The organism is Roseateles terrae (genome assembly GCF_014192155.1).
Taxonomy (GTDB): Bacteria; Pseudomonadota; Gammaproteobacteria; order Burkholderiales; family Burkholderiaceae_C; genus Roseateles; species Roseateles terrae.
Genome location: NZ_JACHXO010000001.1, coordinates 1,440,584 through 1,456,065 on the forward strand (window position 1 = coordinate 1,440,584; position 15,482 = coordinate 1,456,065).

General features: G+C 66.7%; 15 protein-coding genes and 1 pseudogene. 7 read left to right on the plus strand and 9 right to left on the minus strand.

The genetic code is table 11. The features are described 5' to 3' along the window. Positions 1 to 22: 22 nt before the first annotated feature. From ccoN to xseA, 5 genes and pseudogenes are all read right to left on the minus strand, one after another. Positions 23 to 1,489 carry a cytochrome-c oxidase, cbb3-type subunit I gene (gene ccoN / locus FHS28_RS06070; protein ID WP_088448623.1) on the minus strand — a complete coding sequence of 489 codons (1,467 nt, stop codon included), beginning with the start codon at positions 1,487 to 1,489 and terminating at the stop codon, positions 23 to 25. Between the two features lie 81 nt (positions 1,490 to 1,570). After that, entirely contained in the window at positions 1,571 to 1,717 is a 147-nt protein-coding gene (gene ccoS, locus FHS28_RS06075; protein ID WP_088448622.1) for a cbb3-type cytochrome oxidase assembly protein CcoS, read from the minus strand. Between the two features lie 5 nt (positions 1,718 to 1,722). Continuing rightward, positions 1,723 to 4,494 (minus strand): heavy metal translocating P-type ATPase, encoded by a 2,772-nt coding sequence (locus FHS28_RS06080; protein WP_184294234.1) that lies wholly within the window; start codon positions 4,492 to 4,494, stop codon positions 1,723 to 1,725. 330 nt (positions 4,495 to 4,824) lie between these two features. Then, positions 4,825 to 5,406: a superoxide dismutase gene (locus tag FHS28_RS06085; RefSeq protein WP_088448620.1), complete on the minus strand. Its 582-nt coding sequence runs from the start codon at positions 5,404 to 5,406 to the stop codon at positions 4,825 to 4,827. A gap of 383 nt (positions 5,407 to 5,789) precedes the next feature. After that, positions 5,790 to 7,124 (minus strand): annotated as a pseudogene (xseA, locus tag FHS28_RS06090) (exodeoxyribonuclease VII large subunit); the annotation flags it as partial. A gap of 334 nt (positions 7,125 to 7,458) precedes the next feature. Between xseA and FHS28_RS06095 the strand changes: the two are divergent. The 7 genes from FHS28_RS06095 (at position 7,459) to FHS28_RS06125 (ending at position 12,288) form a co-directional block, all read left to right on the plus strand. Further along, positions 7,459 to 8,163, plus strand: a complete 705-nt coding sequence (locus FHS28_RS06095; protein WP_088448619.1) for a MotA/TolQ/ExbB proton channel family protein — start codon at positions 7,459 to 7,461, stop codon at positions 8,161 to 8,163. Beyond that, positions 8,160 to 8,576, plus strand: a complete 417-nt coding sequence (locus FHS28_RS06100; RefSeq protein ID WP_088448618.1) for an ExbD/TolR family protein — start codon at positions 8,160 to 8,162, stop codon at positions 8,574 to 8,576. Before FHS28_RS06095 ends, FHS28_RS06100 begins: the two co-directional genes overlap by 4 nt. Then, entirely contained in the window at positions 8,573 to 9,628 is a 1,056-nt protein-coding gene (gene lpxK, locus FHS28_RS06105) for a tetraacyldisaccharide 4'-kinase (RefSeq protein ID WP_088448617.1), read from the plus strand. The genes FHS28_RS06100 and lpxK overlap by 4 nt, the downstream gene beginning before the upstream one ends. Continuing rightward, positions 9,609 to 9,818: a Trm112 family protein gene (locus FHS28_RS06110; protein WP_088448616.1), complete on the plus strand. Its 210-nt coding sequence runs from the start codon at positions 9,609 to 9,611 to the stop codon at positions 9,816 to 9,818. Before lpxK ends, FHS28_RS06110 begins: the two co-directional genes overlap by 20 nt. Further along, on the plus strand, positions 9,815 to 10,633 hold the full coding sequence (kdsB, locus tag FHS28_RS06115; protein WP_246409522.1) for a 3-deoxy-manno-octulosonate cytidylyltransferase: 819 nt from the start codon (positions 9,815 to 9,817) through the stop codon (positions 10,631 to 10,633). The genes FHS28_RS06110 and kdsB overlap by 4 nt, the downstream gene beginning before the upstream one ends. A gap of 128 nt (positions 10,634 to 10,761) precedes the next feature. Then, positions 10,762 to 11,415 carry an adenylate kinase gene (gene adk / locus FHS28_RS06120; RefSeq protein WP_088448615.1) on the plus strand — a complete coding sequence of 218 codons (654 nt, stop codon included), beginning with the start codon at positions 10,762 to 10,764 and terminating at the stop codon, positions 11,413 to 11,415. 114 nt (positions 11,416 to 11,529) lie between these two features. Next, a complete protein-coding gene (locus tag FHS28_RS06125) occupies positions 11,530 to 12,288 on the plus strand; it encodes a 3-hydroxyacyl-CoA dehydrogenase (RefSeq protein ID WP_088448614.1) in 759 nt (252 codons plus the stop codon). A gap of 100 nt (positions 12,289 to 12,388) precedes the next feature. Here FHS28_RS06125 and FHS28_RS06130 read toward each other — a convergent pair whose 3' ends face one another. The 4 genes from FHS28_RS06130 to FHS28_RS06145 all read right to left on the minus strand — a co-directional run bounded on the left by FHS28_RS06130 (position 12,389) and on the right by FHS28_RS06145 (position 15,481). Next, positions 12,389 to 13,639 carry a hypothetical protein gene (locus FHS28_RS06130; protein WP_088448613.1) on the minus strand — a complete coding sequence of 417 codons (1,251 nt, stop codon included), beginning with the start codon at positions 13,637 to 13,639 and terminating at the stop codon, positions 12,389 to 12,391. A 78-nt stretch (positions 13,640 to 13,717) separates the two neighbouring features. After that, positions 13,718 to 14,149 carry an ExbD/TolR family protein gene (locus tag FHS28_RS06135; protein ID WP_184294236.1) on the minus strand — a complete coding sequence of 144 codons (432 nt, stop codon included), beginning with the start codon at positions 14,147 to 14,149 and terminating at the stop codon, positions 13,718 to 13,720. A gap of 12 nt (positions 14,150 to 14,161) precedes the next feature. Beyond that, positions 14,162 to 14,590 (minus strand): ExbD/TolR family protein, encoded by a 429-nt coding sequence (locus FHS28_RS06140; protein WP_058935833.1) that lies wholly within the window; start codon positions 14,588 to 14,590, stop codon positions 14,162 to 14,164. 24 nt (positions 14,591 to 14,614) lie between these two features. Next, a complete protein-coding gene (locus tag FHS28_RS06145) occupies positions 14,615 to 15,481 on the minus strand; it encodes a MotA/TolQ/ExbB proton channel family protein (protein ID WP_088448611.1) in 867 nt (288 codons plus the stop codon). Between the last annotated feature and the right edge of the window lies 1 nt (position 15,482).

Here is a 15,482-nt window from a genome sequence, read left to right on the forward strand (position 1 = left end):
CTCCTTCTTCTTCGCTTTGCGATCAGGCAGCGGCGGCGGCCAGCGGGGCGTGGCCCACGGTCGGGATCGGCTGCGGACGGGCCGAGCCCACACGCACCGTCATCACCACGTTCCAGGCCATCAGGCACATGCCGCTCAGGTAGAGCAGTCCGCCCAGCAGACGCACCACATAGAACGGGAAGGTGGCCTTGACGCTTTCCACGAAGGTGTAGACGAGGGTGCCGTCCGGGTTGACCGCGCGCCACATCAGGCCCTGCATCACGCCGGCAATCCACATGGCGGCGATGTAGAGCACGATGCCGATGGTGGCAATCCAGAAGTGCAGCTCGATGGCCCGGGTGGAGTACATCGCCGTGCGGCCCCACATGCGCGGGATCAGGTGATACAGCGCGCCCATGGAAATCAGGCCGACCCAGCCCAGCGCACCGCTGTGCACGTGGCCGATGGTCCAGTCGGTGTAATGCGACAGGGCATTGACCGTCTTGATGGACATCATCGGGCCCTCGAAGGTGGACATGCCGTAGAAGGACAGCGCCACGATGAGGAACTTCAGGATGGGGTCGTCACGCAGCTTGTGCCAGGCACCGCTGAGGGTCATGACGCCGTTGATCATGCCGCCCCAGCTCGGTGCCAGCAGCACCAGCGAGAAGAGCATGCCCACGCTCTGCGCCCAGTCCGGCAGCGCGGTGTAGTGCAGATGGTGGGGACCCGCCCACATGTAGGTGAAGATCAGCGCCCAGAAGTGGACGATGGACAGGCGGTAGCTGTAGACCGGACGGTTGGCCTGCTTGGGGATGTAGTAATACATCATGCCCAGGAAGCCGGCCGTCAGGAAAAAGCCCACCGCATTGTGGCCATACCACCACTGCACCATGGCGTCCTGCACGCCGGCATAGGCGGAGTAGCTCTTGGTGAGGCTGACCGGAATCTCGGCGCTGTTGACCAGGTGCAGCAGCGCGACGGCGATGATGAAGGCGCCGAAGAACCAGTTGGCCACGTAGATGTGGCGCACCTTGCGGATGCCGACGCTGCCGAAGAACACGACCGCATAACTGACCCACACGAGGGTGATCAGGATGTCGATCGGCCATTCGAGTTCAGCGTATTCCTTGCCGCTGGTGATGCCCAGCGGCAGGGTGATGGCCGCCAGCACGATGACGGCCTGCCAGCCCCAGAAGGTGAACCAGGCGAGCTTGGGCGCAAAGAGCCGGGTGTGGCAGGTGCGCTGGACGACGTGAAAGGCGGTGGCCATGAGGGCACAACCGCCGAAGGCGAAGATGACTGCATTGGTGTGCAGCGGCCGCAGGCGACCGTAGCTCAACCAGGGAATGCCGAAGTTCAGCTCCGGCCAGGTCAGTTGGGCGGCGATGATCACCCCCACCAGCATCCCGACCACTCCCCACAGCACCGAAGCCAGAGCGAAGGCGCGGACCACGCCATCGTCGTAGCTGGGAGGTGCCACCCCTTCCTTGCTGAGAACCCCACTCATTGACGCTCCTTGACCAATCTATTTGGATTTCCCGGTCATTCTTTGGCAGCGGCCTCGGGAGTGCTTTGATGGGAATCAACCTTAGGACTCGTCCTCGAGGATTCGTCGCCCTTCGCGATCCAAAGCCTCAGATTCCCACTGACCGTTGTATAAAGCCCACCCGAAAACGCCCAGAATCAGCAGCACCAGCACCACCGATAACGGGATGAGAAGAAAGAGGATGTCCACGGTGTTCAGCTTTCTGCGGTTGGCGCAGCGATTGGTGTGGCGAGAGGACCCGTGGCCGGCGCAGCGATCGGGGCACCGGAGGACGGAGCGGCAGGCATGCCGCTGCGTCCCAGGCGGGCCGCATTGCCGATGACCGCGCAGGAGCTCAGCGCCATGCCGAGGCCGGCGGCCCAGGGCGGCAGCCAGCCGACGAGCGCCATCGGCACGCAGGCGGCGTTGTAGAACAGGGCCCAGCCGAGGTTCTGCCGGACCACCCGCACCGTGCGGCGTGAGAGGGCCACGGCCTCCGGCAGCGCCCGCAGGCGCGGCTGCACCAGCAAGGCATCGGCGCGGACCTTGGCCAGATCCGCGCCCTGCCCCATCGCAATGGAGGCTTGGGCGCGCGCCAGCACCGGGGCGTCGTTGATGCCGTCACCCAGCATCAGCACATGTGCGCCCTGCTGCTGCAGGCTGCTCACCCGGGCCAGCTTGTCTTCCGGGCTGGCGCCGCCTTGCCAGTCGGTGATGCCGGCGCGTGCAGCCGCCTGCACCACGCGGGACGGCTGGTCGCCGGACAGCAGCGTGACGGACAGGCCCAGGGCCTGGCAGTCAGCGACGGCGTCGTGCGCGTCCTCGCGGAGCTGTTCGTCAAAGCGCCAGGCGGCGCGGGGGAAGCCATCGCAGCTCAGCACCAGCTGTGCATCGTCGAGGGGCACAGGAGCGGCAGTCGCCGCGAGTGTCGATGTCGACGCACGACCGGCACATCCGGTGCTCTCAATGATGGCGGTGCTCGCAACCGTCGCCGACTTCACGGTGGTTGTCGTGGTCGTTGTGGCGGGTGCGATTGCCCAATGGGGTGCGCCCAGGCGCCACACGCGGCCCGCCATGTCGGTGAGCGTCAGGCCGCGACCTGCGTGTTCGGTGGCAGTCGCGGCGAAGGTCTCGCTGAAGTGGTCATCGTTGCTGCCGGTGGTGCCGGCGGCGCTGCGGGGGCCAATGCCGGCCACCCCACCTTCAGACGTCATCGCCTCGTCCGCCAACGCACAACCCGGCCCGGCCTTTAAGGCGTCCTGCTCCTGCAGCGCCAGCAGGAGTGCGCGCGACAAGGGATGATGCGACGCTGCCGCCAACGAAAACGCCCAGTGGGCAGCCTGGCGGTCCAGGCGCTCCGGCCACTGCGCGGCCAGCGCCAATTGCGGACTCGTCAGGGTGCCGGTCTTGTCCATCACCACATGCGTCGTGCGGGCCAGCGCTTCGAGGGCTTCGAGCCGCGAGAGCAACAGCCCCTGCCGGGCGAGCCGACCGGCCGCTGCCACCCATGCTGCGGGCGCGGCCAGGGACAGCGCGCAGGGGCAGGTGACGATCAGCACCGACACCGCCACCGCCACCGCCCGCGACGGGTCAATGAACTGCCAGGCCAGCGCGGCGCCCAGGGCGAGCGTCATAACACCGGCCAGGAACACGCCCGCCATCCGGTCCGACGCCTTCAGCATCGCCGGACGTTCCTGGAAGGCCTGCTCCATCAGCCGCTGCAGGCCGGACAGTCGGGTGGCGGCCCCCACCTGCCTCACCTTCAGCAGCAGGACGCCATGCAGGTTGATGCTGCCGGCCAGAACTTCGTCGCCCACCGTCCTGGCCACCGGCCGGGACTCGCCGCTCAGCAGCGACTCATCCACCGCGCCCTGCCCTTGCAGCACCACCGCGTCCGCCGGAATGCGCTGACCGGCGGGCACCCGCACCCGGTCGTCCGGCTGCAGCGCCTCGGCGGCCACCCAGTCGCTGCCGCCATCGTCCCTCAGCCGCTCCACCTGGTCGGGCAAGGCACCGCTCACCTGTTCCAGCGCCTCAATGGCGCGGTGCCGGGCCCGCAGCTCCAGGTAGCGCGCCGCCAGCAGGAAGGCGACAAACATCGTGATGGAATCGAAATAGACCTCGTGGCCAAAAGGCCCGGCAGGATCCAGCGTGGCACCGGTGCCGGCCACAAAGGCGACCGTCAGGCCCACCACCACCGGCACATCCATGCCCAACCGGCGGCTGCGCAACTGGCTCCACGCCGCCTGGAAGAACGGGCCGGCGGCCATCAGCATCACCGGCAGGGTCAGCACCCACTGGCCCCAGCGCAGCAGGGCCTGCACGTCGGGCGTCATCTCTCCGGGCGCCGCCACATAGGCGGGCCAGGCCAGCATCATCACCTGCATCATCAGAAAACCCGCCACGAACAGGCGCCAGATCGCCTGCCGGTGCTCGCGGCGGCGCAGCTCGCGGGTGGGGGTGGCCAGGTCGGGGGCGCAGTCATAGCCGGCGCGGCGCAGTTCGCGGCGGAGTACGTCCAGCGAGACCTCTGCGGGGGCCCAGTCGAGCGTCAGCCGCTGGGTGGCCGGACTGACCTGCGCCGCCCGCACGCCAGGCTGGCGCAGCAGCAGGGTTTCGATCAGTCCGGCGCAGGCGGCGCAATGCATGCCAGAGAGGCGCAGGCGCGAGCGGGCGTCGGTCTCGGTGAGCCATTCACTGAAGGAGAGCCACGCGGGCTGTGTCGCTTCAGATGCCGCTTCAGATGCCGCTTTGGGCGCCGCTTCGGATGCCGCCTCGGGTGCTGCTGCTGGTGCTGCTTCCTGCACCGCTTCTGGCGCTGCTCCAGGCACTGCTTGACGCGCTGCAGCGGACACCGCTCCAGACGCAGTCTGCGTCGCGGTGGGAAGCGTGGTTTCGGACCGATCAGCAGCGTCTGGCCGGCCCAGCACCGGGGTCAGGGTGGGAGCAGGCAGGACCGCTTCGGCGGCGGCATCAGCGGGCGGCATGGCGCGATGATGGGCGAAACCCCATCGACACCCCATGTCGAATATCAATAACTTGATGGATTCATCGTCGGCAACCGAACTCGCGATGCCACAAACGAGGGATTGAAACCCTCGTCATACCGAGGAACTACTGCTTGATTCGTGTCAAGCAATACATCCCGCCCCAGCGGGCCGGTGCATGCGCGGCGCCCTGACGGGGGTAGCCGGAAAGGCGGCGCCAGAAATAACAACGCCCCACGGATGGGGCGTTGGATCGCTCGTGGAGCGATGTGAGAGTCAGACCCGGTGGGCGACCGGCCTCACGCCGCGCCCCCGGGCCCCTCGCTCCGCTCAGGCGAAGTTGGTCTGAGCGAATTCCCAGTTGACCAGGCTCTTCAGGAAGGTTTCGACGAACTTCGGACGCGCATTGCGATAGTCGATGTAGTAGGCATGTTCCCACACGTCGATCGTCAGCAGCGGCTTGTCGCCGGTCGTCAGCGGGGTACCGGCGGCGCCCATGTTGACGATGTCCACCGAACCGTCGGCCTTCTTCACCAGCCAGGTCCAGCCCGAACCGAAGTTGCCCACGGCGCTCTTCTGGAAGGCTTCCTTGAAGGCGTCGTAGCTGCCCCACTTGGCGTTGATGGCGTCCGCCAGGGCGCCCGTCGGTGCACCGCCGCCGTTCGGGCGCATGCAGCTCCAGAAGAAGGTGTGGTTCCAGATCTGGGCGGCATTGTTGTAGATGCCACCGGTGGAGGTCTTGACGATCTCTTCCAGCGTCTTGGACTCGAACTCCGTGCCCTTTTGCAGGTTGTTCAGGTTGTCCACATACGCCTTGTGGTGCTTGCCGTGGTGGTACTCCAGCGTCTCAGCGCTGATGTGCGGGGCCAGGGCATTCTTGTCGTAAGGCAGATCGGGAAGAACGTGTTCCATGAGGCACTCCTCTTGTTGAGTTTGGACAAAGATCGCGGCGATTGTAGGCAGCTAATCAGCACCGTCGCCGGCAGGGGATTAAGGATGGGTCACTCGGCCTTGGGCTTGCGCCGTCGGGGGCTTGGCGAAGGCGATGGCGACGGCGCATCCAGTGAGTCGTCGAGCAGCGAGCTTTGTGCGCTGGGCAAGCGGTCGAGAGGCGTGTCGGACGCTGTCAGGGACGCGTCGGCTGCGGCCGATGAAGCCGCTGCCGCTCCTTCGGGCCCGGTCTTTGGGCGGGCCCGCTTGCGCGCCACGGTAGCGGCAGACGATGCCGAGGCCGGTGCCAGCGCCGGCCTCGGCGCCGTTGCGATCGCGGCACCGTCGCTCCCGGTGAGCCGGTCCACCGTGAGGTCGGCCGCGCCATCGGCGAGCACCGCCCGCAACCCCTGACCCTGGCGCAGCTGGTGAATCGAGGTCAAGGCTTGGCCCTGGCCGTCATCCAGCCAGGCGAAACCGCGCTGCAGCACCTGCCGCGGGTCCAGCGCCTGCAGGCGCGCGGAAAGCGACTCCAGGCGGTGCGCAGCCCGCCCGGCCTGTTGCGGCAAGGCGCGTTGCAGCCGTCCCTCCAGATGCTCCAGCCGCTGCTGTCGATGCGTTGCCGCACGGGGCAGGAGCTGCGACAGCCGATGGGACAGCAGATCCAGCCGCTGTTGTCGCTGGCTGGCGATCCTGGGAAGCAACTGGCCGAGCCGCTGCCCCATCAGGTCCAGCCGGCGCCGTTGCCGGCTCAGGGCATCCCCCGGCCGCGCCAGTCTTAGTGCCAGTCGGTCCAGTCGCTGGGAGGCACTGTCCATCCGCTGCTCCAGCCGTCGGTGCAGCTGGCGCTCCAGCGCGGCCAGCGTCTCCAGGCATTGCTGGCGGGACACGGTGGCCAGCTCCGCCGCAGCGGTGGGCGTGGGCGCGCGCACATCCGCGGCCAGGTCGGCCAGGGTGATGTCGGTCTCATGGCCCACGCCGCAGATCACGGGCAACGCCGACTGCGCGATGGCCTGCACCACCCGTTCGTCATTGAACGCCCACAGGTCCTCCAGCGATCCACCGCCCCGCACCAGCAGCAGCACTTCGGCGTCGGCACGCTCGTTGGCCAGTTCCAGCGCCCGCACAAGGGCCGGCGGTGCCTCCGCGCCCTGCACCGGGCTCGGATAGAGGAACACCTGCGCATGCGGCGCGCGGCGCGCCAGGGCGGTCAGCACGTCGTGCAGCGCGGCGCCGGCGGCGGAGGTGATCACGCCGATGCGCCGGGCATAGGGCGGCGGCACCCGCTTGCGGTCGGCATCGAACAGCCCGAGGCTTTCCAGCCGGGCCTTGAGCCGCAGGAACTGCTCGTACAGCGCGCCCTCACCGGCCCGCCGCATCGATTCCACGATGAACTGCAATTCGCCCCGCGGCTCATACAGCGCCAGCCGGCCGCGTACTTCCACCGCATGACCGTCCCGCGGCGAAAAGTCCATCAGGCTGGCCGCCCGCCGGAACATCGCGCAGCGGATCATGGCCGACTGCCCGTCGGCATCCTTCAGCCCAAAGTAGCAGTGACCGCTGGCCGCGCGGGTAAACCCGGAGAGCTCACCTTGCACCGTCAGCACGGGGAATCGCGCCTGCAGTGCGTCGGAAAGGGCCATCAACAGGGCCGCCACCCCCCAGACCCTGCGTGGTGATGCGGCTTCCGGGGCGTCAATCACCTGCAAACCCAAGCGGGGCGCGGGCCGGGAACTCCACAGCCGCGCCAATGCTGGTCCCGCGGGCCACTTTGCCCGTCATACGACCGTCACAGATCGATAAGCGCTTGTTTTTCAAAAGCTTTTTCCTGCTGAAATTTGGAGCAAGCCAATCTTTGTCCCTTGGAGACGGGCCATGTCGCGCTTGATCACGAGGTTTCCCACAAAGTTATCCACAGGAATGGTGGATGTTTGTAAGGTCTTGTGTGGGAGACCGCGCGGAAGCTCGGCGACAGGGTCTTGAGGCGCCATAATGCGCCCGCCGGGCTGGAGTGGCCCGAACGGAGGGATTGCCTTGTTTTCGATCATACAAGCCGCCGGATGGCCCATTTGGCCCTTGCTGCTGTGTTCCGTGGTGGCCTTGGCCCTGATCATCGAACGTCTCGTGAGCCTGCGCGCCAGCCGCGTTGCGCCGGAGAGCCTGATCGAGGAAGTACTGGGCGTGACCCAGTTCCAGATCCCGAGCGGTGATGTGGTCAACAAGCTGGCCGAGAATTCGCTGCTGGGCCAGGTGCTCGCTTCCGGCCTGCGTGCCGCGCAGACCGACCCGCGCCTGCCCGAGCCGCGCCTGCGTCAGGTGTTTGAACTCGCGGGCCGCCATGCCATCCATCAGATGGAGCGCTACCTCAACACGCTGGGCACCGTGGCCGCTGCAGCTCCGCTGCTGGGGCTGCTGGGCACGGTGGTCGGCATGATCGAGATCTTCGGCAGCCAGGGTCCCACCGGGAACAATCCGACGCTGCTGGCGCACGGCATCTCGATTGCGCTCTACAACACCGCCTTCGGCCTGATCGTGGCCATTCCGTCGCTGATGTTCTACCGCTACTTCCGTGGCCGGGTGGAAGGCTATGTCATCGACATGGAACAGGCCAGCGAGCGTCTGCTGAATCAGCTGACCAGCCGCACGCTGAGCGGCTCCAGCGCCGCTGCGGCCTCCTCGGCGAGCACGGCCGCGGCCGCCCCGGCGGTGCGTTCCTCCAGCAAGGCGCCGACGAAATGAAGTTCCGCCGTCGCCAGAGCGAGGAGCCGGAGATCAACCTGATCCCGTTCATCGACGTGCTGCTGGTCGTGCTCATCTTCCTGATGCTCTCGACCACCTACTCGAAGTTCACGGAACTCCAGGTGACGCTCCCCACCGCCGATGCGCAGGCGATGAAAGACCGCCCGGCGGAAATCATCGTGGCCATCTCGGCGGACGGCCGCTACGCCATTGACAGCCAGCCGGTGGAAGGCCGCAGCGTGGATCTGCTCGCTGCCGCTCTGCAGGCCGCCACGCAGGGCAAGCAGGAGCCGGTGCTGATCATCTCCGCGGATGCCGCCACGCCGCACCAGGCCGTGGTCAACGTGATGGATGCGGCCCGCCGCGCCAACCTGCCGCGGCTGACCTTCGCCGCCAACAAGCCCCGGGAATGAACCCGGGCTCGCTGGAAGAGCGCCTGCAGCGCGCCTGGCGGGACAACGACCGCCTGGCGTTCTGGCTGCGTCCGCTCGGTGCCCTGCATGCCGGCGTGCTTCGGCTGAAGGTGGCGCTCTATCGGCTCGGACTCAAACGGGCGGCACGCCTGCCCGTGCCGGTGGTGGTGGTCGGCAACTGGGTCGTCGGCGGCGCCGGCAAGACCCCCACCACCCTCGCCATCCTGGCCATCCTCGCACGCGCCGGCATCCGCGCCGGTGTGATTTCCCGCGGCTACGGCCGGGCCGACGACCAGCGCATCCGCGTCCTGCAGGACGGCGACCGCGCAGCCGATGTCGGCGACGAACCCCTGATGATCCATCTGCGTGCCCGGGTGCCCGTGGCCGTTGGCCGGGACCGTGTGGCCACGGCGCAGGCACTGCTGACCGCCCATCCGGAGGTGCAGGTGCTGATCTCCGACGATGGCCTGCAACACTGGCGCCTGCCGCGCCAGCTGAGCGTGCTGGTCTTCGATGAGCGCGGCCTGGCCAATGGCCGTCTGCTGCCGGCCGGTCCGCTGCGGCAGTCCCGTCAGCTGCCGCCCCCGCCGGGCAGCAGCAACCGGCAGCTGGTGCTCTATTCGACGGGCCTGCGCAGCACCGGCCTGCCCGGCTACGTGGGCGTGAGGCAGCTCGCTGGCGCCACCGCGCTGGCCGACTGGTGGCGTGGCGAAGCGCCCCGCCTGGAGCGCCTGCACGCGCTGCGCGGCAAACCACTGATCGCCGCGGCGGGTCTGGCCCGTCCGCAGCGCTTCTTCGACATGCTGGGCGACCAGGGCCTGAGCTTCCGCGCCCTGCCCCTGCCCGACCATGCCTCGCTCGATCCGTTGCCCTGGGCGCGCACCGATGAGGTCGTCATCACCGAAAAAGACGCCGTGAAATTGCGCCCGGAGGCGCTCCAAGGCTGTCGCATCTGGGTGGTGGCGCTAGACTTCCAGCCCGAACCTGCATTTGAGGAGGCGCTGCTCAACGAGCTGTCGCGCCTGCTGCCTGATGGACCAAAGACTTCTTGACATGCTGGTGTGCCCCGTCTGCAAGGGCCCACTGGAAGACCGTCGCCATGCCGACACCGCCGGCAAGGCCCTGCCGGCGCGCGAACTGGTGTGCCCGGCGGACCGCCTGGCTTTTCCGGTGCGCGATGGCATTCCGGTGATGCTGGCCAGTGAGGCCCGCGTGCTGGACGCCGAGGGCGACGGGGCATGAGCCCCGCCGGCACGGCCGGCACCACTGCCGGCCCCGCGACGGGTGCGCTGCCCTTCCACATCATCATCCCGGCGCGGCTTGCATCCACGCGCCTGCCCAACAAGCCGCTGGCGGACATCGCCGGCCTGCCGATGATCGTCCAGGTGGCGCGTCGCGCCGCCCTGGCGGGCGCTGCGCAGGTGGTGGTGGCGACCGACTCCGAAGAGGTCCGTCAGGCCTGCGACACCCATGGGGTGCGGGCGTTGATGACCCGTGCCGATCACGCCAGTGGCAGCGACCGTCTGGCCGAGGCCTGCGAGCAGCTCGGCCTGCCCGACGACGCGCTGGTGGTGAATGTGCAGGGCGACGAACCGCTGATCGCGCCCGGCATGATCCGCGCGTGCGCCGAGCTGCTGGCGCAGCGTCCGCAATGCCAGATGTCCACGGTGGCCCACGCCATCGATGACGACGCTGAATTCGCCAATCCGAATGTGGTGAAGCTGGTAACGGACGCACAGGGTCTGGCGCTGTATTTTTCCCGCGCACCCATTCCGTGGTGGCGAGACGCCCCCGGCGGCGGTGCCCGCATCCGCCCGGGCGCCGTGATGCGCCATGTGGGCCTCTATGCCTATCGGGCCGGCTTCCTGCGCCGCTTCCCCACCCTGCCGGTCAGCCCGCTGGAGCAGATCGAGGCGCTGGAGCAGCTGCGGGTGCTGTGGCACGGCGAGCGCATTGCGGTCTTCGTCAGCGACGAGCGGCCCGGTCCCGGCGTGGACACGCCTGAAGACCTGGCGCGTGTGCGTGCCCTTCTGACAGGCGCCGCCTCCGTCCCCTGAAACGACGGGCAGGGAATGCCCGTCAGCGGAGTGAAGGCCTGCGCATGCTATCCTCGCCCGCAGTTTTCGAGGGCGCGTCACGTCTGCTTCAGCCGTGACGCGCCTTCTTCCCTGTATCGAGGAGACCCATGCGACTGATTCTTCTGGGCGCCCCTGGCGCCGGCAAAGGCACCCAGGCAGCCTTCATCTGCCAAAAGTTCGGCATCCCGCAAATCTCCACCGGCGACATGCTGCGTGCGGCGGTGAAAGCTGGAACCGAAATGGGCCTCGCAGCCAAGAAGGTGATGGACGCTGGCGGCCTCGTCAGCGACGACATCATCATCGGTCTGGTCAAGGAACGCATCACCCAGGCGGACTGCGCCAAGGGTTTCCTGTTCGACGGTTTCCCCCGCACCATTCCGCAGGCCGACGCCATGAAGGCCGCCGGCGTGAAGCTGGACTTCGTGCTGGAAATCGCCGTGCCGGATGAAGCCATCATTGAGCGCATCAGCGGTCGCCGCGTGCATCCGGCGTCGGGTCGCAGCTATCACCTGAAGTTCAATCCGCCCAAGACTGAAGGCAAGGACGACGTGACCGGTGAAGACCTGATCCAGCGTGACGACGACAAGGAAGAAACCGTCAAGAAGCGCCTGGAGGTCTATCAGTCGCAGACCCGCCCGCTGGTGGACTACTACTCCCGCTGGGCGGCCAGCGGCGACGCACAGGCCCCGCAATACCGCCGCATCGAAGGCATCGGCTCGGTCGACGAGATCACCGCGCGCGCACTGACCGCGCTGGCCTGATCCGTCTGCGAGGGACGGTCGGCTCGCGCCTCACCCCCTCTCAAGAAGGCGACCCCATCGGTCGCCTTTTTTTCACATCACAATTGACGTTAACGTCAACGGAAGGAGACAAACATGGATATTGCCAACAAGGTTTTCATCGTTACCGGCGGCGCCTCGGGCCTGGGCGAAGGCACGGCCCGGATGCTGGCCCGTGAAGGCGGCCAGGTGGTCATTGCCGACCTGCAGGCGGAGCGCGGCGAGGCGCTGGCCCATGAGCTGGGCGGCGTGTTCGTGAAGTGCGATGTGAGCCAGGAATCGGATGCGCAGGCCGTGGTCGCCACCGCCGTCGGCCGCGGCAAGCTGATGGGTCTGGTGAACTGCGCCGGCATTGCACCCGCCGCCAAGACGGTGGGCAAAGATGGCGCGCATTCGCTGGCCGCCTTCTCGAAGGTGATTCAGGTGAACCTGATCGGCAGCTTCAACATGATCCGCCTCGCGGCAGAGGCGATGTGCAAGAACGATCCAGAAGCCACCGGCGAGCGCGGCGTGATGATCTCCACCGCCTCGGTGGCCGCCTATGACGGCCAGATCGGGCAGGCGGCGTATGCGGCCTCCAAGGGCGGCGTGGTGGGCATGACGCTGCCGATCGCCCGGGACCTGGCCCGCAACGGCATCCGCAACATGACGATCGCGCCGGGCATCTTCGGCACGCCGATGCTGTTCGGCATGCCGCAGGAGGTGCAGGACGCGCTGGCTGCCAGCGTGCCCTTCCCTTCGCGCCTGGGCCGTCCGGAAGACTATGCCAAGCTGGTGCATCAGATCATCACCAACGACATGCTCAACGGTGAGGTGATCCGCCTGGACGGCGCCATCCGTCTGGCGCCGCGCTGATCGGCGTCTGCAAAAGAAAAACCCCCTGCGGCTTGCGCCCAGGGGGTTTTTTCATGGAGAACCGTCCGGCGGGCTTGCACCCGCCCGGCAGTTCAAGCCATCACTTCTTGCCGGAACGCGACACGACCAGCCACAGGCCCGCCAGATCGGCCGAGCCATCGGTACCCTTGACGGCGCGCCACGTGGCTTGCGCCTTGGCGGTTTCGCCGGCCAGGTATTGGGCGAGACCCTGGTAGAGCTTGGCATCGTCCGGGCGCTTGAAGTTGCCCTTGGCCATGCCTTCATCCACCAGCTTCAGGCCGGCGGCCTTCTGGCCACGTTGCACCTGGGCCAGACCCAGCTTCACCAGATCGTCACCGGCGCGGTCGGCACGGGCCGACTGCTCGTTGGCGGCCTGAGCCGCCACGGCATCCGCCACGCGCTTGTCGAGCAGGTCAGCCAGACGCTTCGGACGACCGTTGTCGTCGGTCGGCTTCAGCACGCCGGCAGCAAAGCCCTTCTCCAGGGCCTTCTTGCCTTCTTCCGGGAAGCCCGCAGCACCGGCCAGCTGAGCCAGCTCCATGTAGTCGTTGGCACCGGTCATGTTGTCGGTCGCCAGACGCAGGCGCAGCACATCGGTCTGATAGCGTGAAGCGCTGAAGCCCTTCTTGCTTTGCAGGTTGCCCAGCACGGCCGCCCACAGCTGCTTGGTCGGGTAGTAGTTCAGCTGCTTCTGGATGATCTGCGATTCAAGGGCGGTGTCGCCCTTCTTGTTCGCAGCCCACTGCGCGGTGTTCAGCGACTGCTGGGACGGTGCGCGACCGGCCTTTTCGTCAGCGGCGATTTCCGCCAGCGCATCCTTCAGCATCGGACCCACATCGCCCGACTTCATCTGGGCGCTGGCCTGGATCTGCTTCACGGTGGCACTGGTGCCACCGGCGGCGAAGTACTTGTTGGCCCAATCCAGCGCCTTGGCGGTGTTGCCAGCGCGCAGGTAGGTGCCGGCGATGGATTCCATCATCGGCAGCTTCTGCGCCGCTGGCAGACGGCCTGCCGCGTTCAGGGCGTCAAAGCCCTTGACCATGGCATCGGCATCGCCAGTACGCGAAGCAGCGGAAATGCGCAGGCCTTCCAGCGCAGCGTTCTCGTCGGCATTGCGGCCCGGGACGGCTTCGGCTTCACGGATCTTGCCCATGGCCTCGACCGCCTTGCCTGCCTTGAGCAGGTCAGAGGCAGCCTTCAGGTGCTTGCCCACATCGGGGCGCACCTGGGCGGAGGCCTGAGACATCACGCCGAGCGTGCCTTCGGGCGTTTGACCGAGGATCAGGGCCGCGGCCCCAACGGCGGCAGTGGCCAGCAGTTTCAGTTTCATTCGCTTGCTCTCCTAAGAAGAAAAACGCGCCGCCCTCGCGGGCAGCGCGTTCTGTTCCAACACCGAATCAGGCCGTCATCAGTTGATGAACTGTTCGTTCCCGACCATGGCCATCTTCTTGACGCCCAGGCGCTGCGCAGAGGCCATCACCGTCGCCACATAGCCATATTCGGCCAGCTTGTTCGGCTTGATGTGCACTTCCGGCTGGTCCGGGATCGCCACGACTTCCGACAGCTTGGACTCCAGCGCCGCATGGCTGGGCAGTGCCACACCGTCCCACAACACGGTGCCGTCAAAGTCGATCGCCACTTCGTGCACGATCGGCTCCGTCGGCGGAGTGTTCTTGTTGGGCGGAGGCATGTCCAGGTTGACCGAGTGCAGCTGGATCGGGATGGTGATGATGAGCATCACCAGCAGCACCAGCATCACGTCGATCAGCGGCGTCGTGTTGACGTCCAGCATGGTTTCTGGTTCGTCGCTACCGCTGGAGCTTCCAACATTCATACCCATTGTTCAGCTCCTTCAACCGCCACGAGCCGGGGGCTCGGTGACAAACTTGATGGACATGATGCCCGCGCGCTGGCACGCAAACATCACCTTGCCCACGTTCTCGTAGCGCGATTTCTCGTCGCCACGGATGTGGACTTCCGGTTGAGGATTCAGAACCGCCACCTTCTTCAGACGATTGACCAGTGTCTCGGTATCCGGCACTAGTTGCACGCCCCAGTAGATGTCGCCTTCCTTGGTCACCGCAATTTCGATGTTCTCCGGCTTCGTGACGCGGACGGCATTCGTCTCTTTCGGCAGGGTCACCCCCACCGATTGCGTCACCACGGGAACGGTGATCAGGAAGATGATCAACAACACCAGCATCACGTCCACGAGGGGCGTGGTGTTGATGGTGGAGACCACCTCGTCATCGCCACCGGACGAACCTACGTTCATCCCCATATTGAGTCTCCGGGACTTCGAGTATTAACGGCCAGCGACCTTGCGGCTGCCCATCAGGACGCCGTGCAGGTCAGCAGCGAAGGCACGCACTTGACCCATCACCGACTTGTTGCGGTTGACCAGCCAGTTGTAGCCCAGCACGGCCGGCACAGCCACGCCCAGACCGATGGCGGTCATGATCAGTGCGGCGCCCACGGGGCCGGCCACCTTGTCGATCGAAGCCTGGCCAGCCACGCCGATCTGGGTCAGGGCCTGCAGAATGCCCCACACGGTACCGAACAGGCCGATGAAGGGAGAGGTCGAGCCGACGGTGGCCAGGAAGCCCAGGCCGCCTTGCAGGCGCGAGTTCACTTCGCCGACAGCGCGGTCGATGTTCATCGTCACCCAGGTGTTGTGGTCGATGTTTTCGGTCAGGGCACCTTCGTGATGATCCGAAGCTTCCACGCCGGTCTGGGCGATGTAGCGGAAGGCGCCGGTTTCGCTCAGGCCCTTGATGCCTTCAGCCAGCGAGGCCTTCTTGAAGAAGGTGGCGCGGACTTCCTTGGCTTCGCGAGCGATCTTGGAGGTGTCCCACAGCTTCGTGAACAGGATGTACCACGAACCCAGCGACATGATGAACAGGATGGCCAGAACGATCTGGTCCACGATGTTGCCGTGGGCGACGATGTTGCCCAGGCTGTAAGGGTTGTCGACCTTCTCGGTGTGAGGGGCCGGGGCAGCCGCTTCAGGAGCGACGGCCGGAGCAGCGGTGTCAGCGGCAGGAGCAGCAGTCATTTCAGCGCCGGAAGCGGCGGCAGAGGCAGCGTCCTGTGCCTGAGCGGCCAGGGGGGACACGGCCAGGGTCGCGGCGCATGCAACGGCCGCAAACAAGGCAGACAGACGAGAGATCATG